Source organism: Nocardioides sp. Root1257 (genome assembly GCF_001425175.1).
Taxonomy (GTDB): Bacteria; Actinomycetota; Actinomycetes; order Propionibacteriales; family Nocardioidaceae; genus Nocardioides.
Genome location: NZ_LMDV01000008.1, coordinates 318768 through 340025 on the forward strand (window position 1 = coordinate 318768; position 21258 = coordinate 340025).

A 21258-nucleotide genomic window follows, 5' to 3' on the forward strand; every position below is an offset into this window, starting at 1 on the left:
CCCGGAGGCTACTCGCGGGTTAGCCTCCCGCTGTGAAGGCCCTCGCGGGCCGGCTCCTCTGCCTGGCCCTGATCTCAGCGGGCCTCGGGACCGCCTCGTCGGCGACCCTCGGACCGGCGGTCGCGGCAGGGGGCGACGCCCCGACGGCGATCGCCGTCGGCCCGTCCGGGGTGTCCTACGTCGGGTTCGCCGGCGGCGGTCGGCTGCTGCGCCTCGACCCGCGCGGCGGCGCTCGCGGCACCGTGCCGCTCGACCAGGACGACCCGGTCGACGGCCTGTTCGTCAACGCCGCCGGGCAGATCTGGGTCGACTACGGGACGAGCACGTCGCTGCTCGCGCCCGGCGGCCGGGTGCTGCGTCACTTCACCCATGACGCGGCGGTCCTCTGCGACGGCAGCCCCGCCTCGTCGTACGGCGGGATCACCGTCGGTGGCGGCCGGGTGTGGGTCGCCGACCGCTGCGCCGGCACCATGTCGGTCTACAGCGTGGCCGGTCGGCTCCTCGCGACCGTGGACCTGCCGGGCCGCGACCACCCGCGCGGCATCACGTACGGCGTCGCGCAGTCGGGCCGGCCGGACACCGTCTACGTGGCGATGCCCGACACTGGGCGGATCGTCTCCTACCGGGCCGGCCAGGTGCGCAGCTCGGCACGCCCGGCGCGCACGGTCGTGCTGCGCCGACCGCCCGGCGGCGTCCGGCCCCGGCCCGGCGGCATCGCCGTCGACCGGTTCGGCCAGCTGACGGTGGCCGACGCCGCCAACAACGCGGTCTACCTGGTCGACACCAACCACGACTACGACCTTTGGCGGATGCTCGGCCACCCGCCGCGGGCCAGTCGGGAGGCCGGTCGGCTCAGCTCCCCGAGCGCGATCTCCCAGTACGCCCAGGACGGCGGTGGCCTCTCCGGCAACCTGTTCATCGCCGACGCCGGCAACCGCCGCGTGCAGCGGTGGAACACCAGCGGGTGGACCTACTGGGTCAAGCCGGTCCGGGCGGGTCGCGGATCCGGAGGCATGCGTGCTGCGCCGACCGTGACCGGCGCGGGCACCGTGGGCTCGGCGCTGACCTGCTCGTCGGGCAGCCGGGAGGGCGGCGACCTCCGGTACGCCTATGCCTGGTCGCGCGACGGCGTCGCCATCGAGCACACCGCGTCGGCGACGTACGTCGTGCTGAACGCCGACGCCGGCACCTCGCTCGGCTGCACCGTGACTGCCACCGACGATGACGGCGCGTCGGCCACTTCGGCGCAGCGCACCGTCGCCCGACCGCCCGCCGGCGCGCCGGGCGACCTCACGCCCCCGACGATCTCGGGCAACCCAGTCGCGGGGCAGACCCTCACCTGCGACCCGGGCGCCTGGTCCGGCAGCCCGACCACCGTGACGGCCCTGTGGCAGCGCGACGGCACGACCGTCGCCAACGGCAGCTGGACCTATGCCGTCGGCGCCGGCGACAGCGGTGCGGCGATCCAGTGCCTGGTCGTCGCCGGCAACGGGGCCGGGCTCGGGGCGGCGCGCTCGCGGCCGGCTGCCGCCGACGCGTGCCACGGCGCGACCGGCGTCGAGATCGACGGCGGCGCCACCGAGACGAGGTCGGCCTCCGTCACGCTGACCCTGCGCGCGCCGCGCGGGACGACGACGGTGCACCTCTCGAACGACGCGAGCTTCGCGGGCGAGACCGTCACGGCGTACCCGGCCGGTTGCACCCTCCCGTGGGTGCTGCCGTCGATCGCCGGGATGCCGCTCTCGTGGTCGGTCTACGTGCGCTACGACGGCTCCGCGACCACCTACACCGACGCGATCGTGGTGGACGTCCCCAGCTGAGTGAGAGGCTGGCGGCATGGGCCGCTGCCGGTTCGTGCCGCCGTACCTCCTCGCTCGGGTCGCTCCGCAGAGCCTCACCGTGGATGCGGCGCTGCGCGCCGGCCGCGCCGTACCGGTCGACGCGCGATCGGCAGTGCTGGCCGCACCCGGGCCGGCGTGGACCGTGCACACCGCCGAGCAGACCGAGACGCTGCCCGGCCGGGTCGTCCGCTCCGCTGGCTCGGCGCCTTCGGGCGACGAGGCCGTCGACGAGGCGGCGACCGGCATCACCGGGGCGCTGGCGCTCTTCGAGGAGGTCTACGGCCGCGCGTCGTACGACGGAGCCGGCGCGCCGGTCAGCCTGACGGTGCACTACGGCCAGGACTACGACAACGCCTTCTGGGACGGCGTGCAGCTGGTCTTCGGCGACGGCGACGGTCGCGTGTTCGAGCGCTTCACCAAGCCGGTCGACGTGCTCGGGCACGAGCTGACGCACGCCGTCACCGAGCACACCGCCGGGCTGGTCTACCAGGATCAGTCCGGGGCCCTCAACGAGTCCGTCTCCGACATCTTCGCGGCGTGCCTCAAGCAGCGCCTGCTCGGGCAGTCCGCCGACGAGGCGGACTGGCTGATCGGCGCGGGGATCTTCGTGCCCGGCATCTCCGCCCGCGCGCTGCGCGACATGGCGGCTCCGGGCACGGCGTACGACGACCCGGCGCTGGGCCGCGACCCGCAGGTCGGCCACCTCGACGACTACGTGTCGACGTCCGACGACAACGGCGGGGTGCACCTCAACTCCGGGATCCCCAACCGCGCCTTCCAGCTCGCCGCCGTCGCGATCGGTGGCTCGACCTGGGAGGGCGCGGGACGGATCTGGTACGCCGCCCTGACCGGTGACGCCGTCGGGCCGCGCTCCGACTTCGCCGCGTTCGCGGCCGCCACCGTCGCCGCCGCCGGGGCGCAGGCGGACGCCGTCGGCACCGCCTGGGAGACCGTCGGCGTGACGCCGGGCTCGACGTCAGCCCCCGCGACCCCGGCACCGGTCGGCACCGCGCGGCGGGTGAGCGTGCGCCGTACCGGTGGCTTCGCCGGCCGGCGCTCCGACGGTGAGCTCGACCTCGACGGCGACGACCCCCGCGCGCCCGAGGTCGCCTCGCTCGTCGACCGGGTCGACCTCCGGTCGGTGGCCGGAGGCGCCCCCCAGCCCGACCGCTTCGTCTACGAGTTCGACCTCTGCGGGGACCGCGCGACCCTTCCCGAGCAGCACCTCACCCCGGACCTGCGCCGCCTCGCCGACCTGGTCCTGGAGCCGCCGCCGGGGTAGTCCCTGACGTTTCGGCCCTCGGGGAACGATCCCAGGGACCGTTTCGTCAGGGACTACCCCGACGGACGGGCCTACGCCAGCGCCCGGTCCAGGGCCGCGGCGACGTGGAGGGTGGTGCAGGGGAAGACCGGGATGTCGGCGTCGGCCTGGTGGACCAGCAGCTCGAGCTCGGTGCAGCCGAGGATCACGCCGCCGGCGCCGGCGTCCCAGAGCTCGTCGATGAGGCCGACGACCAAACGACGGGAGCCGTCCAGCACCTTGCCGTGCACGAGCTCCTCGTAGATGACCCGGTTGAGGGTCTCGTGGTGCGCTGCGTCGGGGACCACGACGCTCAGGCCGTGCGAGGCGATCCGGTCGGTGAAGAACGAGCGGGACATCGCGAACGTCGTCCCGAGGAAGCCGACCGACTCGAGGCCCTTCGCCTTGCACTCCTCGGCGACGACGTCGGCGAGGTGGAGCAGCGGGATGCCGACCGCGTCGGCGACCTGGTCAGCCACGCGGTGGAAGGTCGTCGTGCAGAGCACGAGGAAGTCCGCACCGCCCGCCTCGACCCCGCGGGCGGCTGCGGACAGGATCTCGGCGACCTCGTCCCACCGCTCCTGCTCCTGGAGCGCCGTGACCTCGGCGAAGTCGACGGACGCCATCACGGTCCGGGCCGACGACAGCCCACCGACGCGCGTCTCCACGCCGCGGTTGAGCTCCTGGTAGTAGACCGCGCTGCTCTCCCAGCTGAGGCCTCCGACGAGTCCGATGGTCTGCATGAGCGTCAGTGTGGCAGACCCTCGCGGGTCGGTCGGATGATGTCTCGGCACGCCTGTCGCGCCCTCGCAGGCTCGGCCGCGGGCTCGCTCGACCACCACCGCGACAGCCCTTCGCTTCGCTCAGGACTGGCGGTGGACCTTGTGCTGCGCCGCTTGCGCCCGCGGACGGATCACGAGCTCGTCGATGTTCACGTGCGCCGGGCGGGTCACCATCCAGGTGATCGCCTCGGCGATGTCCTCGGCGACCAGCGGCTCGGCCACGCCGGCGTACACCGCCGCTGCCTTCTCGGCGTCGCCCTCGAAGCGGACCAGCGCGAACTCGTCGGTCTTCACCATCCCCGGCGCGATCTCCATGACTCGCACGGGCTGGTCCCACAGCTCCAGCCGCAGGGTCGCGGTGACGACCTGGGTGCCGTGCTTGGCCGCCGTGTAGCCGCCGCCGCCCTCGTAGGCGACCCGGCCCGCGGTCGAGCCGACGTTGACGATCGCGCCCGCTCCGGTGGCGACGAGCGCGGGGAGCAGGGCCCGGGTGACCTGCATCAGCCCGATCACGTTGACCTCGTACATCTGGCGCCACTCGTCGCTGTCGGCCCCCGACACCGGTGAGGCCCCGAAGGCGCCGCCGGCGTTGTTGACGAGTACGTCGAGCCGGTCGCCGACCGCGGTGGCCAGGGCCGCGACGGACTCCTCGGACGTGACGTCGCACGCGACCGCCGTACCCCCGATCTCCGCGGCCAGTGCCTCGATCCGGTCGATCCGGCGGGCGGCGCAGAAGACGTGGTAGCCGGCGGCGGCCAGCTGACGGGCGGTGGCGGCGCCGATGCCGCTGCTGGCGCCGGTCACGACGGCGGTCTTGGGGGTGCTCATGGAATCATTCTCGACGATCGGGGTAGGGATCGTTGCTGGAGGTCCCCGGACCGAGAGGAGTGAGCATGCGTGCAGCGATGGCCGTCGCCGCCGTCCTGGGCGGACTGTGCTGGGTGGTCGCGCTCTGGGTCGGCCTGCTCTCGGTGGTCGGCGCCGTCCTGCTGGCGGTCGCCGCCGTCGGCGCCGGCGTGGGGCTGGTCAGCCGAGGGGCGACGTGGCTCCGGCTGCTGGTCGGGATCTGCTTCCTCGGGTTCGTCGGGTCCGTCCTGCAGGTGCTGCGCCAGAACGCCGACGACCAGGCCGTGCTCGCGCTGGCGGGTGCTGCGGCCCTCGTGGCCGGCGTCGTCGTGCTCGTACGCCGGCCGGCGACCTCGCGGGGCAGCCACGCTGCGTGAGACGCGGGAATCAACCGCCGGGCCTCCGTGTTCCCTCTGGTTGGACCTGTTCACGAGCGAAACCGAGGTGCCTGTGGAGCCGATGCGGCGTGTGGCGATGATCAGCCTGCACACCTCCCCGCTCGACCAGCCGGGCACCGGCGACGCCGGCGGCATGAACGTGTACGTCGTCGAGCTGGCCCGGCAGATGGCCGCGCAGGGCATCGAGGTGGACATCTTCACCCGGGCCACGAGCTCCACGCTCGACCCGGTCGTGCCCGTCAGCGACGGCGTCCAGGTCCGGCACATCCATGCCGGCCCGTTCGAGGGCCTCGGCAAGGCCGAGCTCCCCGGCCAGCTCTGCGTGTTCGCCCGCGAGGTGCTCCGCGCGGAGGCCTCCCAGCCGCTCGGCCACTACGACGTCGTGCACTCGCACTACTGGCTCTCCGGCCAGGTTGGCGCGCTCGCGCGCGACCGGTGGGGCGTGCCGCTCGTGCACTCGATGCACACGATGGCGAAGGTCAAGAACGCCGCGCTCGCCGAGGGTGACACCCCCGAGCCGATGGCCCGGATCATCGGCGAGGAGCAGGTGGTCGAGGCCGCCGACATGCTGATCGCCAACACCGACCTAGAGGCGCACCAGCTGGTCGACCTGTACGACGCCGAGCCGTCGCGCGTCGAGGTGGTCCACCCCGGCGTCGACCTGGATGTCTTCCGTCCCTACGACCGCGCCGAGGTGCGTGCCGAGCTCGGGTTGCCTCCCGACGCGGCCGTGCTGCTCTTCGCGGGGCGGATCCAGCCGCTCAAGGCCCCCGACGTGCTGCTGCGCGCGGTCGCGGAGCTGCTCGCCCAGCAGCCGGACCTGCGGTCCCGCCTGGTCGTCCCGGTCGTCGGCGGCCCGTCCGGCAGCGGCCTCGAGCACCCCGAGTCGCTCGCGCAGCTCTCCTCCGAGCTCGGCCTCGACGACGTCGTACGGTTCGTGCCGCCCGTGGCCCAGCGCGAGCTCGCCCGCTGGTGCTCGGCCGCGACGCTGGTCGCCGTACCGTCCTACAACGAGTCGTTCGGCCTGGTCGCCGCCGAGGCGCAGGCGACCGGGACCCCGGTCGTCGCGGCCGCCGTCGGGGGTCTGACGACCGTCGTCCGCGACGGTCACAGCGGCCTCCTCGTCGACGGCCACGAGCCGGGCGCCTGGGCCGACGCGCTGCGCCGCGTCATCGAGGACGACGCGCTCCGGCTCCGCCTCGAGGGCGGCGCGCTCGAGCAGGCCCGGCGCTTCTCGTGGGAGCGCACCGCGGAGCGGACCCTCGACGTCTACCTCCGCGCCCGGGCCGAGATGGCACAGTCGTTGGCATGAGCTCCCCGGAGAGTGCCGACCCCCGTCAGGTCATCCGCGACCACCTCGACGCCGCCGAGGTCGAGTACGACGAGGCCGCCGACGGCGTCTTCTCGTTCTCCCTGCCCGGCGAGAAGAAGCTGCAGACCGCGGTCCGCCTCGACGTCGGCACGCACGCCCTCGGCATCCACGCCTTCGTCTGCCGCAAGCCCGACGAGCAGCACGAGCGCGTCTACCGCTGGCTGCTCGAGCGCAACCTGCGGATGTACGGCGTCGCGTTCGCCCTCGACCGGCTCGGGGACATCTACCTCGACGGCCGGCTGCCACTCGAGGCCGTCACGCCCGACGAGCTGGACCGGCTCCTGGGCTCCGTGCTCACCTACGCCGACGAGTCGTTCAACACGATCCTCGAGCTCGGCTTCGAGAGCTCGATCCGCAAGGAGTGGGAGTGGCGCAAGCTGCGCGGCGAGCCCACCCACAACCTCGAGGCGTTCCGCGGGTGGCTCGAGAGCTCACCAAGAGACCAGGACGGCGACCAGGGCGAGTAGCGCCGGCACCGCCTGGACGACCAGGATCCGCCGGCTCACCGTGATCGCGCCGTACACCCCCGCGACGATCACGCAGGCGAGGAAGAACACCGCGACGTCGAGCTCCTGGGTGACCAGTGCCCAGACGAGGCCCGCGACCAGGAAGCCGTTGTAGAGACCCTGGTTGGCCGCCAGGACCTTGGTCGCCTCGGCGAACTCCGGGGTGTTGCCGAAGGTCTTGCGGCCGAGCGGCTTGGTCCACAGGAACATCTCCAGGGCCAGGAAGTAGAGATGCAGCGCGGCCACGAGGCCGACCAGGATGTTGGCGAGGATGCTCACCCGAGCAGCATGGCAGCCTCAGGCCGGCGGCGAGACCTCTTGCGCGACCGTCCTCGGCTTGCGTCGCGCGACGGCCACGCCGACCAGCGCGAGCACGCCGCCGACGTACGCCATCGCGGGCGGCGCCTCGTCGAGGAGCAGGACGCCCATCACGATCGTGATCGGCGGGACGAGGTAGGTCGTGATGGCGAGGCTGCTGGCACTCATGTGCTGCAGGGCGTAGGCGTACGTCGTGAACGCGATCGCCGTCGGGAAGACGCCGAGGTAGACGACCCAGAGCACCGACGAGGTCGGGGCGTCGCCCGCCTGGTCGACGAGCTGGCCGAGGAACGGCAGGCACGCGATCGCACCGATCGAGCAGGCCAGCCAGGTCACGTGGATCGCGGGCAGCTTGGCGACGAGCGGCTTTTGCAGGATGAGGCTGATCGAGTAGACGACCGCGGAGACCAGGCAGAGCACAACGCCGAGGACGTCGTGGTCGCTGGAGTCCGAGGAGGAGAGGCTGATCAGGCCGACGCCGGTGAAGGCGAGGGCGAGCCCGAGGCCGATGTAGATGGTGAACCGCTCGTCGAGGAAGATCGCGGCGAGCACGGCGACGAGCACCGGCGAGACCTGGATCAGCATCGCGGCGGTGCCGGCGTCGACGCGGCGCTCGCCGGCGTTGAGGGCGACGTTGTAGACGCCGAACCACAGCACGCCGATGGTGACCAGCGAGACCCACTGCCGTCCGGTCGGGCGCGGCAGGCCCTGGCTCGCCAGGGCGACCACGCCGAGGCAGACCGCCCCGATCAGCGTCCGACCCAGGGAGAGCGCGCCGGGCGAGAAGTCCTCGCCGAGGTGACGGATCGCGACGAAGGCCGATGCCCAGAGCACCAGCGTCACGCCGACCGCGGTCACCGGCATCCAGCTCGGCGGGCTCTGGGCCTCGGGGACGGCCGGGGGCGTCGTCGTACTGGTCACCGGCTCAGACTAGGGACGCGCACCGACACCTGACATGCGGTTTTCGGACGTGGTTGCGCGATCCGCTGCCAGACCGGATCAGAGATCCAACTTGTAGCCCAGCCCGCGCACGGTGACGAGGTACTTCGGCTCGCCCGGGTCGGGCTCGATCTTGGCCCGCAGCCGCTTCACGTGGACGTCGAGGGTCTTCGTGTCGCCGACGTAGTCGGAGCCCCAGACGCGGTCGATGAGCTGCCCGCGGGTGAGGACCCGGCCGGGGTTGCGCAGGAACATCTCGAGCAGCTCGAACTCCTTGAGCGGCAGCCGCTGCGCCGAGCCGTCGACGGTGACGACGTGGCGCTCCACGTCCATCCGCACCGGGCCGGCCTCGAGGGTCGCCGGCGCCAGGTCGGGCTCCTGGCCACGACGGAGCACCGCGCGGATCCGGGCGACCAGCTCGCGGGGCGAGTAGGGCTTGGTGACGTAGTCGTCGGCACCGAGCTCGAGCCCGACCACCTTGTCGACCTCGTCGTCCTTCGCGCTGACCATGATCACCGGCACGCTGGAGGTCTGCCGGATCTGCCGGCACACCTCGGTGCCGGGGATGCCGGGCAGCATCAGGTCGAGCAGCACGATGTCCGCGCCGTTGCGGTCGAACTCGACGAGGGCGGAGTTGCCGTCGGCGGCGATCGCGACCTCGAAGCCTTCCTTGCGGAGCATGTAGGCGAGCGCCTCGCTGTAGCTCTCTTCGTCCTCTACGACGAGTACGCGGGTCACCGGTATTCCTCCTGGCTCTCCCTGGTGGAGAGGTAGCGGGGGAGGGTCAAGGTGAACGTAGACCCTTGCCCCTCGACTGACCACACGTTGACGTCCCCGCCGTGCGAGGCCGCCACGTGCTTGACGATGGACAGGCCGAGGCCGGTGCCACCGGTGGAGCGGTGCCGGGCCGGGTCGACCCGGTAGAACCGCTCGAAGATCCGGTCGATCTCCTCGTTGGGGATCCCGATGCCCTGGTCGACCACGGAGATGGACACGTTGTGCTCGTCGGCCTTCGTCGAGACCAGCACGGTGGAGCCGGACTCCGAGTAGGAGACGGCGTTGGCGACCAGGTTGGCGACCGCCGCGGTGACGAGCTCGGTGTTGCCGAGCACCTCGATGCCCTTGGCGCCGCTGGTGACCACCGCGATGTGCTTGCTCACCGCGTCGATCGCGCTGGTGTCGACGGCGACGTCGATCGCCGAGTCGATGGAGACGGGGATCGGCGCGTCCAGCGGGTCGTCGCCCTGGAGGCGGGAGAGCTCGATGACCTGCTGGACGAGACGCGAGAGCCGTTCGCTCTCGATGAGCATCCGCGACGAGAAGCGCTTGACGGCCTCGGGGTCGTCGGCCGCGTCGTTGACCGCCTCGGCGAGCAGCCGGATGGCGCCGACGGGGGTCTTGAGCTCGTGGCTGACGTTGCCGACGAAGTCGCGGCGCACGGCCTCGACGCGGCGCTCGCGGGTGCGGTCCTCGACCAGCGCCAGGACCAGCCGCGCGCCGAGCGGGGCGACCCGGGCGGTCACGTGCCGCGACGGCACGCCGGGGCGGGCCATCACGAGCTCGGTCTCGCGGATCTGCCCGTCGCGGCGTACCTGCTGGACCAGCGTCGCGAGCTCGGGGGAGACCAGCTCCTGGCCGCGCACGAGCCCCATCGAGTACGCCGGCGCGGACGCCTTGAGCACGGTGTCGCTGTCGTCGACGACGACCGCGCTGCTCTTGAGCACGGAGAGGACGGTGGCGACCCCGGCCGGGACGACGGGTTCCTCGGTGGCGACGCCCGTGCCATGCTGCTGACGGTCGCTGACGTGCCACGCCAGCACCGCGCCGCCTGCGACGACGGCACCGATGAGCGCGGCGAGAAACGCCTGCGTCGTCGCATCCACAAGAGAATCGTACGAGGGAATTCAGCGGGAGTTCGCCCACGAGGCTCGGGCTTCTGAACGTTCACCCCTCGTTCACGTCACAACCCCGGCTGGACACCTACGATGCTTAGGGTCTGTGCCATGCGAGAGGCATTCCACGAACAGCTCGACGGCATCTTCATCGACCTGGCAGCGATCTGCTCCGAGGTCGAGTCTGCGGTCCGGCTCGCGACCGAGGCGCTGCTGAGCGGCGACGCCGACATCGCCCAGCAGGTCATCAGCGCCGACGTCGAGATCGACCGGTCGCGCGAGCGCGTCGAGGACTCGGCGTTCCTGCTACTCTCACTCCAGCAGCCGGTCGCGAGCGACCTGCGCACCGTCGTCGCCGCGCTGCGGATGGTCAGCGAGCTCGAGCGGATGGGCGACCTCTCGGTGCACGTCGCCAAGATCGCCCGTCTCCGGGTGCCCAACCTGGCCGTTCCGGCCGCCGTCCAGCCGACCATCGAGCGGATGGCCTCGGTCGCCGAGGACATGGTCCGCCGGGTCTCCAAGATCATCACCGACCGCAACGTCGACGAGGCGCTCGCCCTCGTGCACGCCGACGAGGAGATGGACCGGCTGCGCCGCACCAGCTTCGCCGAGCTGCTCTCCGCCGACTGGGACCACGGCGTCGAGGCCGCGGTCGACGTGGCCCTCCTGGGTCGCTACTACGAGCGGATCGCCGACCACGCCGTCTCGGTCGCCAACCGGGTCGTCTTCGTCGTCACCGGCGAGAACCCGCGCTCCGTCGACGCCTGAACGGCCAGTACTCTCCGGCTGCTTCTCGACTCGCCGGATTTCGACGCGCCCGTCGCGGCTTCGTTCCTCAGCCGCGGGGCTTGCTCAATCTCCCTGAGCCCACGTCGGGTGCGGCTTCGCCGTACCCGACTGCTCAGCGACCCTGGTTCGCGACGGCGGCAGCGGCTTCTGCAGCGGCCTCCGGGTCGAGGTAGCGGCCACCGGCGACGGTGGGCTGCAGGTCCTCGTCGAGCTCGTAGACGAGCGGCATGCCGGTCGGGATGTTGAGGGCGGCGATGTCCTCGTCGCTGATCCCGTCGAGGTGCTTGACCAGCGCGCGCAGGCTGTTGCCGTGGGCGGCGACGAGCACCGTCCGGCCGGCCCGCAGGTCGGGGACGATGTCGGACTCCCAGTAGGGCAGGAACCGGGCGATGACGTCCTTGAGGCACTCGGTGCGCGGCAGCTCGGCGCCGAGGTCGGCGTACTGCGGCAGCCCGGCCTGCGAGAACTCGCTGTCGTCGTCGAGGGGCGGCGGGGGTACGTCGAAGGAGCGCCGCCAGAGCATGAACTGCTCCTCGCCGTACTCGTCCAGGGTCTCCTTCTTGTTCTTGCCCTGGAGGGCGCCGTAGTGGCGCTCGTTGAGGCGCCAGGAGCGCCGCACCGGGATCCAGTGCCGGTCGGCGCCGTCGAGCGCCGTGGCAGCCGTGTTGATCGCGCGCCGCAGCAGCGAGGTGTGCACGACGTCCGGCAGCACGCCGGCCTCGCGCAGCAGCTCTCCGGCGTGCACACCCTCGGCGCGGCCCTTGTCGTTGAGCGGGACGTCGACCCAGCCGGTGAAGAGGTTCTTGGCGTTCCACTCGCTCTCGCCGTGGCGGAGCAGGACCAGGGTGTACGTCATCTCAGTGCTCGATCTCAGTGCTCGGCCGTGGCGGGCTCGGGCTCGCAGTCCGCGGGCGGGGTGCCCGTCTCCGCGGTCGAGTCGAGGCCGGCGTACTCGTAGCAGTCGGGGACCGACGGCAGGTCCACGGTCGCGGTGCTGCCGTCGCCGAAGGTGAACTCCAACGTCAGGAAGTCGCCGGTCTCGAAGTCGCCCTCGATGGTGACCGGGGTGTCGGAGTCGGCCAGGTTGACCAGGCCGCCCGCCGGGATGTCGATCGGGTCGAAGTCGCCGACGGTGAGGTCGGCCGTGTCGCCCGCGCCGGCGATGCCGGTGACCGAGGCGTCGTCGTCCTGGTTGTTGTTCGAGAACGACGTGATCAGCGTGCCGGAGCCGTTCTCGGCGCTCACGACGACCGCGCCGAGCACGTCGATGTCGGAGTCCTGGTGGTTGGTGCCGGCGCCCGGGGTGTACGGCTTGTCGGTCGCGTAGTCGAAGCCGCAGGAGGTGAGCACCGGGGCGGCGAGCAGGAGCGCTCCCGCGGCGGTGAGCAGGCGAGCGGAACGGCGAAGCTGCATCTTCAAAGCCTTCACATCGAGGAACAACGGAGCGCGACGACAGGGGTGCGGGCTCAGCCTAGCGGTCGCCGGCCGCGGCTCTGACCCCCACTACTGACTGAGGCCGACGGCGTTCCCGACGAGGAGCAGCCCGACCAGCGCGAGCCCGGTCCAGGCGAGCGACGCGATCAGCAGCCGGGTGGCCCCGATCTTCAGGGCGACGCGCAGCGGCAGGTGTCGGAAGCCGTTCTCGTGGTCGCCGACCAGGCCGGGCAGGGCGCACAGGAAGTGCACGCCGACGCCGAGCGCCGCGGCCAGGGCGACCATCGCGGTCGCGGGCGGGTTGCCGGTCGCCTGACCGCCCCAGCCGCCGTACGAGAGGAAGCCGGGCAGGAGGGCGTACGACGCCGCCCAGGTCAACCAGGAGAGCCAGCCCGAGCGGAGGATCAGGTTGCCGAGCAGGCCGATGCCGACCGACGCGAGGTAGAGGCAGCCGGCGGTCACGCCGTTCGAGATCGCGAGCGGGACGAGGAGCAGGACGCCGCAGCCGAGCGCGAACCAGGCCGTCCCCGGGTCCAGGTAGCCGTCGGCGATCGGCTTGCCGCTCGGCAGGTGCTGGGCGTCGCGACGGCGGTCGACGAGGTCGTTGTGCCAGCCGAGCACGGCCTGGCCGACCAGCACGGTCGCCAGCACCAGCCCCACCTCGCGACCGGGCCGGCCGGAGAGCGCGGCGGCGACGGCCACGCCGGCGGCGGTGAGCGCCGCGAGGCGCGGGTGCGCGGCACGCAGCAACAGGATCGGGGTGGCGTGCGCCAGGGTCCGCCGACGCTCACGACCCCGGGAGGCGGGGCTGGAGGCCGGGGTGGGGGCCGGGGTGGGGGTCGGCTCCGGTGTCGGCTTCTGCGCGGACTCAGGGGCAGGCTCCGGCGTCGCCTCGGTGGGCGGGGGCTCGGTGGTGGTGGCCGTGGCGGTCCCGGCGTCGAGCTGTTCGGCCGGTTCCGTGCTCCGTCGGCGCAGGCGGGGCGACATACCCCGCAGTATCAACCAGCCGTCGCGTGGGTATGCCTCTTCCGGGTCCGGAACTGTCGACGCGCTGTCCTGAAGAGGGTTGCCGGGCCCGTCCGCGGAGGGCCGGCCACCACACCCACCGCGGTTCTGTCAAGCCCGGATTGTGCCCCTGACCTGCGCAAACGATGTCGGGTCCGCTGGGAGGCCGTGTTAGAATCCTCACCTAGGAAGGGGTACCTCACATATGACTTTCACCGTCGGCGAAACGGTTGTTTACCCGAATCACGGGGCCGCGATCATCGAGGACATCGAGATGCGGACCATCAAGGGAGAGGACCGGGAGTACCTCGTACTACGGATTGTCGCCCAGCAGGACCTGGTGGTGCGCGTGCCCGCCTGCAACCTCGACCTCGTCGGGGTCCGCGACGTCGTGGACAAGGACGGGCTCGACCGGGTGTTCGACATCCTGCGTGCCGCGCACGTGGAGGAGCCGACCAACTGGTCGCGTCGCTACAAGGCGAACCTCGAGAAGCTGCACAGCGGAGACGTGATGAAGGTGTCGGAGGTCGTCCGCGACCTGTGGCGCCGCGAGCGGGACCGCGGCCTGTCGGCCGGGGAGAAGCGGATGCTCGCGAAGGCCCGCCAGATCCTGGTGTCGGAGCTGGCGCTCGCCGAGCACACCAACGAGGACAAGGCCGAGGCCCTCCTCGACGAGGTCCTCGCCTCCTGATCCGTACGACGGGCCCCCGGACCACCAGGTCCGGGGGCCCGACGCATTTGTAGGGTCGGTACGTGGACGACGAGGTGGAGCCCGCACTAGGTGCGGTGATGGACGACGACCGGGGATCCCTCCCGTACGCGTTGATCCACGGGGAGTCCCTCGTCGCCGCGGCCTCGTGGGCGCTGGGCGAGGCGGGCGTGACCCCGGTCGACCTCGGGACCAGCTGGGAGGGGCTCGTCGACTCCGGTGAGCCGTTCGTGCTGCACGACCCGCTCTGTCCGATGACGCCGCCGGCCTTCATCGCCGACTGCGTGGCGCGCGCCGTCGAGCGCGGCTGCGTGGTGGTCGGCGTCCGGCCCGTCACCGACACGGTCAAGGTCGTGGACGACGGCGTGGTCGGCGAGACGCTCGACCGGGACGCTCTGGTGGCGGTCGCCTCTCCGGTGGTGCTGCCGGCCGGGGTGGTGGCCGCCCTCGGCGCCCTGCCCAGCACCGACTTCGTGGCCCTGGTCGATGCCCTGCGGCGGCGCTACCCGGTCGAGCTCGTCGAGGCGCCCCCGGCCGCCCGCCGGGTCGGCTCGGCCGAGGACCTGCGGGTGCTGGAGGCGCTCACGGCGGGGTAGTCCCTGACGATTCGGACCTCTGGGCACGCTCCCACGGACCATTCCGTCAGGGACTACCCCGACGGTGCGAGGCGCAGCGCCAGATCGAGGTCCTCCGGGAAGGTGATCTTGAGGTTGGCGGGCGAGCTCGGCACGGCCGCGACCGGGAGGTCGGTGTAGCGCGCCCAGCAGGCGGCGGTGTCGGTGCCCTCGAAGCCGTCGGTCGCAGCGTCGGCGTACGCCGAGACCAGGTCGCGGGCGCGGAAGGCCTGCGGCGTCTGGACGCCGTCCAGGCTCCCCGTACGCGGGACAGGCAGTGGCCGCCCGTCGCGGGACAGCAGGCCGGGCAGGTGGACCACCGGGATCGCGCCGCCGTGCTCCTGTGCGGCCGCGATCGTCGCCGCGAACAGCTCGGGGCCTGCGAGCGGTCGGGCGCCGTCGTGGATCGCGACCACGTCGATGTCGCCGGCCTCGATCGCCGGGCGGAGCGCGTCCAGCGCCGCCGCCTCCGACGCGTGCCGGGTGGCGCCGCCCTCGACCAGGCCGACCTCGGCGTCGCCCAGGTGCGGCTGCAGGGCGGCGGCCACGTCGTCCTGCTCACCGGGACGGACCACCACGAGCACGCGGCGTACGCCGTCGACCGCCGCTGCGTCGCGGACCGACCAGGCCAGCACGGGCCGGTCGCCGAGCGGCAGCAGCACCTTGTTGGACCCGGCCCCCACGCGCGACCCGGTCCCGGCGGCGAGGATCACGACGGCGGCGGGCACCCGCGGAGTCTACGGAGCCGGATCGGTCCAGTGTTTTCACGGCTGTTACACGGCGAAACAGGTGCTTGACGCGCCGCGCCTACGTTCGAGGGACCACGAGGGCCCAGGAAGGGTGCCCGGGAAAGGGTCATCGCGATGACGTCTGCGGCCCACCAGCGCGCGGAGGAGTGGCAGCCGGTCTGCCGCATCGTCGAGCTCACCGTCGAGCGCGGTGCGACGGCGCTGGTGCACGGGCAGGCGATCGCGATCTTCCGGACCCAGGACGACGAGGTCTACGCGTTGGGCAACCACGACCCGTTCGCCAAGGCGTCCGTGCTCGCGAAGGGCATCGTCGGCACTCGCGAGGGTGTGCCGTTCGTCGCCTCACCTGCCCACAAGCACGCCTTCGACCTGCGCAGCGGGCGCTGCCTCGACGACCAGCACGTGTCGGTGCCGGCGTACGACGTCCGCGTGGTCGAGGGCGTCGTGCTGGTCGGCCACCGGAAGGTCGACGCTGCCTAGCGGAGGCGCGACCGGCGTGTCGAGACCCGGTTAGTGGTCCTTGGCGAAGACGAGCGCCGTGGCGATCGCGGCGACACCCTCACCGCGCCCGGTGAGCCCGAGGCCGTCGGTGGTGGTGGCCGAGACCGACACGGGAGCGCCGACGGCGGCCGAGAGCGCCGCCTCGGCCTCCGGGCGCCGCGGCCCCACCTTGGGGCGGTTGCCGATCACCTGGATCGTGACGTTGCCGATCTCGAACCCGGCGGCGCGCACCCGGGCGGCCGTCTCGGTCAGCAGGGCAGCGCCGGAGGCGCCGGCCCACTGCGGCTCGGACGTGCCGAAGTTCGAGCCGAGGTCGCCGAGGCCGGCCGCCGAGAGCAGCGCGTCGCACGCGGCGTGGGCCGCCACGTCGGCGTCGGAGTGACCCTCGAGGCCCTGCGGCTCGTCCGGCCAGGCCAGGCCGGCCAGGTGGAGCGGGACGCCGTCGACGAGCCGGTGGACGTCGGTGCCGATGCCGACCCTCGGGAGTTGCTGCACACGAGGATCATGCCCTGCGACAGAATCACGGGGTGAGAAGCTTCCGCGGCAGCTGGTCGGTGGCCGGCCTGGTGGCCGGCTTCGCCGGTCTCGCTGCGAGCTATTTCGTCGCGATGGTGCTGACGACACGGGACTCCCCGGTGACCGCCGTCGCCGAGCTGGTGACCCGCCTGACACCCGGCCCGGTGGTCGAGCGGGCGATCCGGCTGCTCGGGCACCACGACAAGCAGTTCCTGCTGCTGGTCATCCTCGTCCTCTCGGGCCTGCTCTTCGCCTGGGCCGGGCGACTGGCCCGTCGGTCGTGGTGGGCGCCGGCGATCGTGTTCGCCGTGCTCGGGGTCGTGGGCGGGACGGCGGTCTCGGCGGAGCGCGGCTCCGGCGCGATCGACATCCTGCCGATCGCGGTCGGGTTCGCGACCTGGCTGGTCTGCCTCTCGCTGCTGACCGACCCGCTGCGCCGCCACGAGCGGGCGCTGGCCGAGGAGCCCGACCCCGACGCGGCGCCCGGGGCCCCGCACCCGGCCGACCACACCCGTCGTACCTTCCTGATCCGCGCGGGCATCATCGTCGCGAGCACGACCGTGGTCGGCACCGTCGGCCGCGTCGTGGGCCGCGGTCGGCGGCACGTGGAGGAGGCCCGCCGCCTGCTGAGGCTGCCGGGGGTCACTGCGCCGCAGCTGCCCGAAGCGGTCCGGGTCGGGCTGGACGGCGTGACGCCGTGGGCGACGCCGGCCGGCGACTTCTACCGGATCGACACCGCGTTCGTGGTGCCCACGATCGAGCCGTCGGACTGGCAGCTGCGCATCCACGGCATGGTCGACCGCGAGGTCGTGCTGACCTACCAGGAGCTGATCGACCGGCAGGTCACCCAGGGCTGGGTGACGCTCAACTGCGTCTCCAACCCGGTCGGCGGCAACCTGATCGGCAACGCGTGGTGGAGCGGGGTCCGGATCGCCGACCTGCTGGCCGCCGCCGGGGTCCAGCCCGGCGCCGACGCCGTGCTCCAGACCTCCGACGACGGCTGGACCTGCGGCACGCCCCTCGGGGCGCTCACCGACGACCGCAACGCGATGCTCGCGTTCGCGATGAACGGCCGGCCGCTGCCGATCGAGCACGGCTTCCCGGTGCGCACGATCGTGCCCGGCCTGTACGGCTACGTCTCGGCCTGCAAGTGGGTCGTCGAGATGAAGGTGACCCGCTTCGCCGACATCGAGGCGTACTGGACCAAGCGGGGCTGGGCCGAGCTCGGGCCGGTCAAGATGTCGTCGCGCATCGACGTCCCCGAGGACGGCGGCGAGGTGCTGGCCTCCGGCGGCCGGGTCGGCGGGGTGGCCTGGGCGCAGCACACGGGCATCCAGGCCGTCGAGATCTCGGTCGACGGCGGGGCGTGGGAGCGCGCGGTCATCGGTGGCGCTCCCAGCCCGGACACCTGGGTGCAGTGGACGGCCCGCATCGACGTCGAGCCCGGCGACCACACCCTCGCGGTCCGGGGCATCGACGCCGACGGCCTTGTGCAGACCGGCGAGGAGCAGGACGTGCTGCCCGACGGCGCGACCGGCTGGCACACGATCGACTTCACGGCCACGGAGGCGACGGATGGATGACTTCGCAGACCGGCCCGGCCTCGCGCTGGTGGTCGGCGGCAGCGGGGGCCTCGGCCGCGAGATCGCCGAGATGCTGCGCGACCGCGGCTCCGCCGTCGCCGTCACGCACCGGCGCAACCCGGTCGCGGACTCCTACCCGCTCGATCTCGGCGCCTCGACCGTCGCGGCCGACGCCGCCCGTGTCGTCGAGGAGGTGGCGGGGCGAGGCGGCCTCCACACCCTGGTGTACGCCGCCGGCCCGCACGTGCCGATGACGCACCTGTCCGCCGTGGAGCCGAGCGCGATGGCCGCCCAGCTCGCCGCCGACGCGGCCGGCTTCTTCGCGGTCGTCGCCCCCGCGCTGCCGCACCTGCGCGCCAGCCAGGGCTCGATCGTCGCCGTGACCACGGCTGCGACCAGCCGGTTCCCGGTGCGCGACGGGCTGTCGTCGGCGCCCAAGGCCGCCGTCGAGGCGATCGTGCGGGCGCTGGCGGCCGAGGAGGGGCGCTACGGCGTACGCGTCAACGCCGTCGGTCCCGGCATGCTGACCGACGGGATGGCGGCCCGGCTGATCGACTCCGGTGAGCTCTCCGAGGAGGCGCTTGCCATCACCCGACGCAACATCCCGCTGCGCCGCTTCGGCACCGCGCGCGACATCGCCGAGGCGGTCTGCTTCCTCGCCTCAGACCGTGCCGGGTTCGTCTCCGGCCAGAAGCTCGACGTCGACGGTGGCTACGGGGTGTGACGATGCGGGCCACCTGCGCCCCGATCCCTAGACTGGCGGCGTGACGCTCAGGCTCTACGACACTGCGACCCGCGAAGTCCGGGACTTCGTTCCCCTCGAGGAGGGGAAGGCGGGTCTGTACGTGTGTGGTCTGACCGTGCAGTCGGAGCCGCACGTCGGGCACGTCCGCTCGGGCGTCAACTTCGACGTGCTGCAGCGCTGGCTGCGTCATCTCGGGTACGACGTCAGCTTCATCCGCAACGTCACCGACATCGACGACAAGATCCTCACCAAGGCCGAGGCCCAGGGCCGGCCCTGGTACGCGCACGCCGCGATCATGAAGCGCGAGCTCGACAAGGCGTACGCCGCGCTCAACGTCGCGCCGCCGACGTACGAGCCAGCGGCCACCGGCCACGTCCCCGAGATGCTCGAGCTCATCGAGATGCTGATCGCGAAGGGGCACGCGTACGCCGCGGCCGACGGCTCTGGCGACGTCTACTTCGACGTGCGGTCGTGGCAGCAATACGGCGAGCTGACCCACCAGCGGATCGACGACATGGAGGCGGCCGAGGACGCCGACCCGCGGGGCAAGCGCGACCCCCGCGACTTCGCGCTCTGGAAGGGCTGGAAGAAGGAGTCCGAGCCGGAGACAGCGTCGTGGCCGAGCCCGTGGGGTCGCGGCCGCCCGGGCTGGCACATCGAGTGCTCCGCGATGGCCGGCAAGTACCTCGGCCCCGCGTTCGACATCCACGGCGGCGGCGTCGACCTGCGCTTCCCGCACCACGAGAACGAGCAGGCCCAGTCGCGCGCGGCCGGGCACCCGTTCGCGTCGTACTGGATGCACAACGCCTGGATCACCACCGCCGGCGAGAAGATGAGCAAGTCGCTCGGCAACACGCTCTCCATCCCGTCCGTGCTGGAGCGGGTGCGGGGCATCGAGCTGCGCTTCTACATCGTGAGCGCCCACTACCGCAGCCACGTCGAGTTCAGCTTCGAGGCGTTGGACGAGGCCGCCGTCGGCTTCCGGCGCATCGAGAGCTTCCTCGAGCGCGCGGGTGACGTCGCCGTCGGGGAGCTCCCCGAGGCCTTCGTCGCCGCCATGAACGACGACCTCGGGACGCCGGCCGCGGTCGCCGTGCTCTTCGACGTCGTCCGCGACGGCAACCGGGCGGACGACCCGTCGGTCCAGGCCGGACAGGTGCTGGCGATGCTCGACGTGCTCGGCCTCGACCCGGCCGACCCCGCGTGGGGTCCCGGATCCAGCAACGACCAGCAGCTGGTCGAGGCCGTGGACGTGCTCGTCCGCGGCCTGCTCGACCAGCGCACCCAGGCGCGTGCGGACAAGGACTTCGCCGCCGCCGACGCGATCCGCGACCAGATCAAGGCCGCCGGGATCGCGATCACGGACACCCCCGATGGCCCGACCTGGGCCCTGGAAGCAGGCACCAAGTAATGGCAGGGATTTCGAGACAGGCGCAGAGCGCCTTCCTCAATCACCGAGAGCAAGGGCACTGACGTGGCAGGCAACTCGCAGCGCAAGGGCTCGGTCAAGAAGTCGGGCAAGGGCAACCCCACCGCCGGCTCCGGCGGCCGCGTCAAGCGCGGCCTGGAGGGTCGCGGCCCGACGCCGAAGGCGAAGGACCGCGAGTACCACAAGGCCCACAAGGCCGCGAAGCGCGCCGAGAAGGCGGCCCCCGCCCGCCCGAAGCGGCGTACCTCCGGCGACGCCGAGTGGATCATCGGCCGCAACCCCGTGGTGGAGTCGCTGCGCGAGGGCGTGCCGGTCAACGCGCTGTACGTCGCCGAGGGCGCCGAGCGCGACGGCCGGCTGCGCGAGGCGTTCGCGCTCGCGGCCGACCGGGGCATCAAGCTGCTCGAGGTCACCCGCAACGAGATGGACCGGATGGTCGGCGCCGGCGTCCACCAGGGCCTGGCCGCGCGGATCCCGGCGTACGAGTACGCGCACCCGGACGACCTGCTGGACGCCGCCGCCGCGAACGGCGAGAAGCCGCTGATCGTCGCGGTCGACCACGTCACCGACCCGCGCAACCTCGGGGCGATCATCCGCAGCGCGGCCGGCTTCGGCGCGCACGGCGTGGTGATCCCCGAGCGGCGCGCGGCCGGCATGACCGCCGCCGCCTGGAAGACCAGCGCCGGCGCGGCCGCGCGCATGCCGGTCGCCCAGACCGTCAACCTCACGCGTCAGCTGAAGGCCTACCAGGAGGCGGGCTGCATGGTCGTCGGCCTGGCCGCCGAGGGCGACGTGGCCCTGCCGCAGTTCGACCTCGCTGACGGACCGCTCGTGCTCGTCGTCGGTGCGGAGGGCGACGGGCTCTCGCGCCTGGTGACCGAGACCTGCGACCAGCTCCTGTCGATCCCGATGGCCAACCAGCTGGAGTCGCTCAACGCCGGCGTCGCCGCGTCGGTCGCGCTCTACGCGATCTCCGAGGCACGCCGCTGA

Annotated in this window: 24 protein-coding genes; 13 read left to right on the plus strand and 11 right to left on the minus strand. The window is 72.5% G+C overall.

The annotated features are described in order from the left end of the window. Positions 1 to 32 precede the first annotated feature (32 nt). Both ASC77_RS09595 and ASC77_RS09600 read left to right on the plus strand, forming a co-directional pair. Positions 33 to 1820, plus strand: a complete 1788-nt coding sequence (locus tag ASC77_RS09595; RefSeq protein WP_056151425.1) for a hypothetical protein — start codon at positions 33 to 35, stop codon at positions 1818 to 1820. Positions 1821 to 1836: 16 nt separating this feature from the next. After that, a complete protein-coding gene (locus tag ASC77_RS09600; protein WP_056151427.1) occupies positions 1837 to 3123 on the plus strand; it encodes a protealysin inhibitor emfourin in 1287 nt (428 codons plus the stop codon). Positions 3124 to 3194: 71 nt separating this feature from the next. On the opposite strand, the gene ASC77_RS09605 is transcribed toward ASC77_RS09600, so the two are convergent. Further along, on the minus strand, positions 3195 to 3884 hold the full coding sequence (locus ASC77_RS09605) for an aspartate/glutamate racemase family protein (RefSeq protein ID WP_056151429.1): 690 nt from the start codon (positions 3882 to 3884) through the stop codon (positions 3195 to 3197). A 120-nt stretch (positions 3885 to 4004) separates the two neighbouring features. Beyond that, positions 4005 to 4751, minus strand: coding sequence for an SDR family NAD(P)-dependent oxidoreductase (locus ASC77_RS09610; RefSeq protein ID WP_056151432.1), 747 nt, complete (start codon positions 4749 to 4751; stop codon positions 4005 to 4007). 65 nt (positions 4752 to 4816) lie between these two features. Here ASC77_RS09610 and ASC77_RS09615 point away from each other — a divergent pair, with 65 nt between their 5' ends. The 3 genes from ASC77_RS09615 to ASC77_RS09625 all read left to right on the plus strand — a co-directional run bounded on the left by ASC77_RS09615 (position 4817) and on the right by ASC77_RS09625 (position 7006). Continuing rightward, entirely contained in the window at positions 4817 to 5146 is a 330-nt protein-coding gene (locus ASC77_RS09615; protein ID WP_156391021.1) for a hypothetical protein, read from the plus strand. Positions 5147 to 5243: 97 nt separating this feature from the next. Further along, entirely contained in the window at positions 5244 to 6479 is a 1236-nt protein-coding gene (gene mshA / locus ASC77_RS09620; RefSeq protein WP_235547562.1) for a D-inositol-3-phosphate glycosyltransferase, read from the plus strand. Further along, positions 6476 to 7006: a YbjN domain-containing protein gene (locus ASC77_RS09625; protein WP_056151435.1), complete on the plus strand. Its 531-nt coding sequence runs from the start codon at positions 6476 to 6478 to the stop codon at positions 7004 to 7006. The genes mshA and ASC77_RS09625 overlap by 4 nt, the downstream gene beginning before the upstream one ends. Here ASC77_RS09625 and ASC77_RS09630 read toward each other — a convergent pair. From ASC77_RS09630 to ASC77_RS09645, 4 genes are all read right to left on the minus strand, one after another. Next, the gene (locus ASC77_RS09630) at positions 6971 to 7324 is read right to left on the minus strand and encodes a DUF1304 domain-containing protein (protein WP_056151439.1); all 354 of its coding nucleotides are present in this window, start codon (positions 7322 to 7324) and stop codon (positions 6971 to 6973) included. The two genes, ASC77_RS09625 and ASC77_RS09630, sit on opposite strands and share 36 nt — an antisense overlap. Positions 7325 to 7342: 18 nt before the next feature. After that, on the minus strand, positions 7343 to 8284 hold the full coding sequence (locus ASC77_RS09635; protein ID WP_082574615.1) for a DMT family transporter: 942 nt from the start codon (positions 8282 to 8284) through the stop codon (positions 7343 to 7345). A 78-nt stretch (positions 8285 to 8362) separates the two neighbouring features. Further along, positions 8363 to 9040: a response regulator transcription factor gene (locus ASC77_RS09640; protein WP_056151442.1), complete on the minus strand. Its 678-nt coding sequence runs from the start codon at positions 9038 to 9040 to the stop codon at positions 8363 to 8365. Beyond that, positions 9037 to 10185, minus strand: coding sequence for a sensor histidine kinase (locus ASC77_RS09645; RefSeq protein ID WP_056151445.1), 1149 nt, complete (start codon positions 10183 to 10185; stop codon positions 9037 to 9039). The genes ASC77_RS09640 and ASC77_RS09645 overlap by 4 nt, the downstream gene beginning before the upstream one ends. A 120-nt stretch (positions 10186 to 10305) precedes the next feature. Here ASC77_RS09645 and phoU point away from each other — a divergent pair, with 120 nt between their 5' ends. Continuing rightward, positions 10306 to 10962 (plus strand): phosphate signaling complex protein PhoU, encoded by a 657-nt coding sequence (gene phoU / locus ASC77_RS09650; RefSeq protein WP_056151448.1) that lies wholly within the window; start codon positions 10306 to 10308, stop codon positions 10960 to 10962. A 133-nt stretch (positions 10963 to 11095) separates the two neighbouring features. On the opposite strand, the gene ASC77_RS09655 is transcribed toward phoU, so the two are convergent. The 3 genes from ASC77_RS09655 to ASC77_RS09665 form a co-directional block, all read right to left on the minus strand. Beyond that, a complete protein-coding gene (locus tag ASC77_RS09655) occupies positions 11096 to 11839 on the minus strand; it encodes a phosphoglyceromutase (protein ID WP_056151451.1) in 744 nt (247 codons plus the stop codon). Positions 11840 to 11853: 14 nt separating this feature from the next. Then, positions 11854 to 12396 carry a hypothetical protein gene (locus ASC77_RS09660; protein WP_056151455.1) on the minus strand — a complete coding sequence of 181 codons (543 nt, stop codon included), beginning with the start codon at positions 12394 to 12396 and terminating at the stop codon, positions 11854 to 11856. A gap of 90 nt (positions 12397 to 12486) precedes the next feature. Beyond that, a complete protein-coding gene (locus tag ASC77_RS09665; RefSeq protein WP_082574616.1) occupies positions 12487 to 13404 on the minus strand; it encodes a UbiA family prenyltransferase in 918 nt (305 codons plus the stop codon). Between the two features lie 223 nt (positions 13405 to 13627). On the opposite strand from ASC77_RS09665, the gene ASC77_RS09670 reads away from it, so the two are divergent. Next, positions 13628 to 14113 (plus strand): CarD family transcriptional regulator, encoded by a 486-nt coding sequence (locus ASC77_RS09670; RefSeq protein WP_056151458.1) that lies wholly within the window; start codon positions 13628 to 13630, stop codon positions 14111 to 14113. A 62-nt stretch (positions 14114 to 14175) separates the two neighbouring features. Then, positions 14176 to 14727 (plus strand): 2-C-methyl-D-erythritol 4-phosphate cytidylyltransferase, encoded by a 552-nt coding sequence (locus ASC77_RS09675; protein WP_235547564.1) that lies wholly within the window; start codon positions 14176 to 14178, stop codon positions 14725 to 14727. Positions 14728 to 14780: 53 nt separating this feature from the next. Here ASC77_RS09675 and ASC77_RS09680 read toward each other — a convergent pair whose 3' ends face one another. Then, a complete protein-coding gene (locus ASC77_RS09680) occupies positions 14781 to 15473 on the minus strand; it encodes an IspD/TarI family cytidylyltransferase (protein WP_056151464.1) in 693 nt (230 codons plus the stop codon). A gap of 135 nt (positions 15474 to 15608) precedes the next feature. On the opposite strand from ASC77_RS09680, the gene nirD reads away from it, so the two are divergent. Continuing rightward, positions 15609 to 15974 (plus strand): nitrite reductase small subunit NirD, encoded by a 366-nt coding sequence (gene nirD / locus ASC77_RS09685; protein WP_056151466.1) that lies wholly within the window; start codon positions 15609 to 15611, stop codon positions 15972 to 15974. Positions 15975 to 16004: 30 nt separating this feature from the next. On the opposite strand, the gene ispF is transcribed toward nirD, so the two are convergent. Further along, positions 16005 to 16490, minus strand: a complete 486-nt coding sequence (ispF, locus tag ASC77_RS09690) for a 2-C-methyl-D-erythritol 2,4-cyclodiphosphate synthase (RefSeq protein WP_056151469.1) — start codon at positions 16488 to 16490, stop codon at positions 16005 to 16007. 32 nt (positions 16491 to 16522) lie between these two features. Between ispF and ASC77_RS09695 the strand changes: the two genes are divergently transcribed. From ASC77_RS09695 to rlmB, 4 genes are all read left to right on the plus strand, one after another. Next, positions 16523 to 18094 carry a molybdopterin-dependent oxidoreductase gene (locus ASC77_RS09695; protein ID WP_235547566.1) on the plus strand — a complete coding sequence of 524 codons (1572 nt, stop codon included), beginning with the start codon at positions 16523 to 16525 and terminating at the stop codon, positions 18092 to 18094. Next, the gene (locus ASC77_RS09700; RefSeq protein ID WP_056151472.1) at positions 18087 to 18818 is read left to right on the plus strand and encodes an SDR family NAD(P)-dependent oxidoreductase; all 732 of its coding nucleotides are present in this window, start codon (positions 18087 to 18089) and stop codon (positions 18816 to 18818) included. Before ASC77_RS09695 ends, ASC77_RS09700 begins: the two co-directional genes overlap by 8 nt. Positions 18819 to 18858: 40 nt before the next feature. After that, the gene (cysS, locus tag ASC77_RS09705) at positions 18859 to 20250 is read left to right on the plus strand and encodes a cysteine--tRNA ligase (protein ID WP_056151475.1); all 1392 of its coding nucleotides are present in this window, start codon (positions 18859 to 18861) and stop codon (positions 20248 to 20250) included. Positions 20251 to 20313: 63 nt separating this feature from the next. Then, positions 20314 to 21258 (plus strand): 23S rRNA (guanosine(2251)-2'-O)-methyltransferase RlmB, encoded by a 945-nt coding sequence (gene rlmB / locus ASC77_RS09710; RefSeq protein ID WP_056151478.1) that lies wholly within the window; start codon positions 20314 to 20316, stop codon positions 21256 to 21258.

Coding starts and splice junctions, on each gene's coding strand:
- ASC77_RS09600 (WP_056151427.1), top strand. CDS start 1,837: ATGGGCCGCTGCCGGTTCGTGCCGCCGTACCTCCTCGCTCGGGTCGCT.
- ASC77_RS09605 (WP_056151429.1), bottom strand. CDS start 3,884: ATGCAGACCATCGGACTCGTCGGAGGCCTCAGCTGGGAGAGCAGCGCG.
- ASC77_RS09610 (WP_056151432.1), bottom strand. CDS start 4,751: ATGAGCACCCCCAAGACCGCCGTCGTGACCGGCGCCAGCAGCGGCATC.
- ASC77_RS09615 (WP_156391021.1), top strand. CDS start 4,817: ATGCGTGCAGCGATGGCCGTCGCCGCCGTCCTGGGCGGACTGTGCTGG.
- mshA (WP_235547562.1), top strand. CDS start 5,244: ATGATCAGCCTGCACACCTCCCCGCTCGACCAGCCGGGCACCGGCGAC.
- ASC77_RS09625 (WP_056151435.1), top strand. CDS start 6,476: ATGAGCTCCCCGGAGAGTGCCGACCCCCGTCAGGTCATCCGCGACCAC.
- phoU (WP_056151448.1), top strand. CDS start 10,306: ATGCGAGAGGCATTCCACGAACAGCTCGACGGCATCTTCATCGACCTG.
- ASC77_RS09655 (WP_056151451.1), bottom strand. CDS start 11,839: ATGACGTACACCCTGGTCCTGCTCCGCCACGGCGAGAGCGAGTGGAAC.
- ASC77_RS09660 (WP_056151455.1), bottom strand. CDS start 12,396: ATGCAGCTTCGCCGTTCCGCTCGCCTGCTCACCGCCGCGGGAGCGCTC.
- ASC77_RS09665 (WP_082574616.1), bottom strand. CDS start 13,404: ATGTCGCCCCGCCTGCGCCGACGGAGCACGGAACCGGCCGAACAGCTC.
- ASC77_RS09670 (WP_056151458.1), top strand. CDS start 13,628: ATGACTTTCACCGTCGGCGAAACGGTTGTTTACCCGAATCACGGGGCC.
- nirD (WP_056151466.1), top strand. CDS start 15,609: ATGACGTCTGCGGCCCACCAGCGCGCGGAGGAGTGGCAGCCGGTCTGC.
- ASC77_RS09700 (WP_056151472.1), top strand. CDS start 18,087: ATGGATGACTTCGCAGACCGGCCCGGCCTCGCGCTGGTGGTCGGCGGC.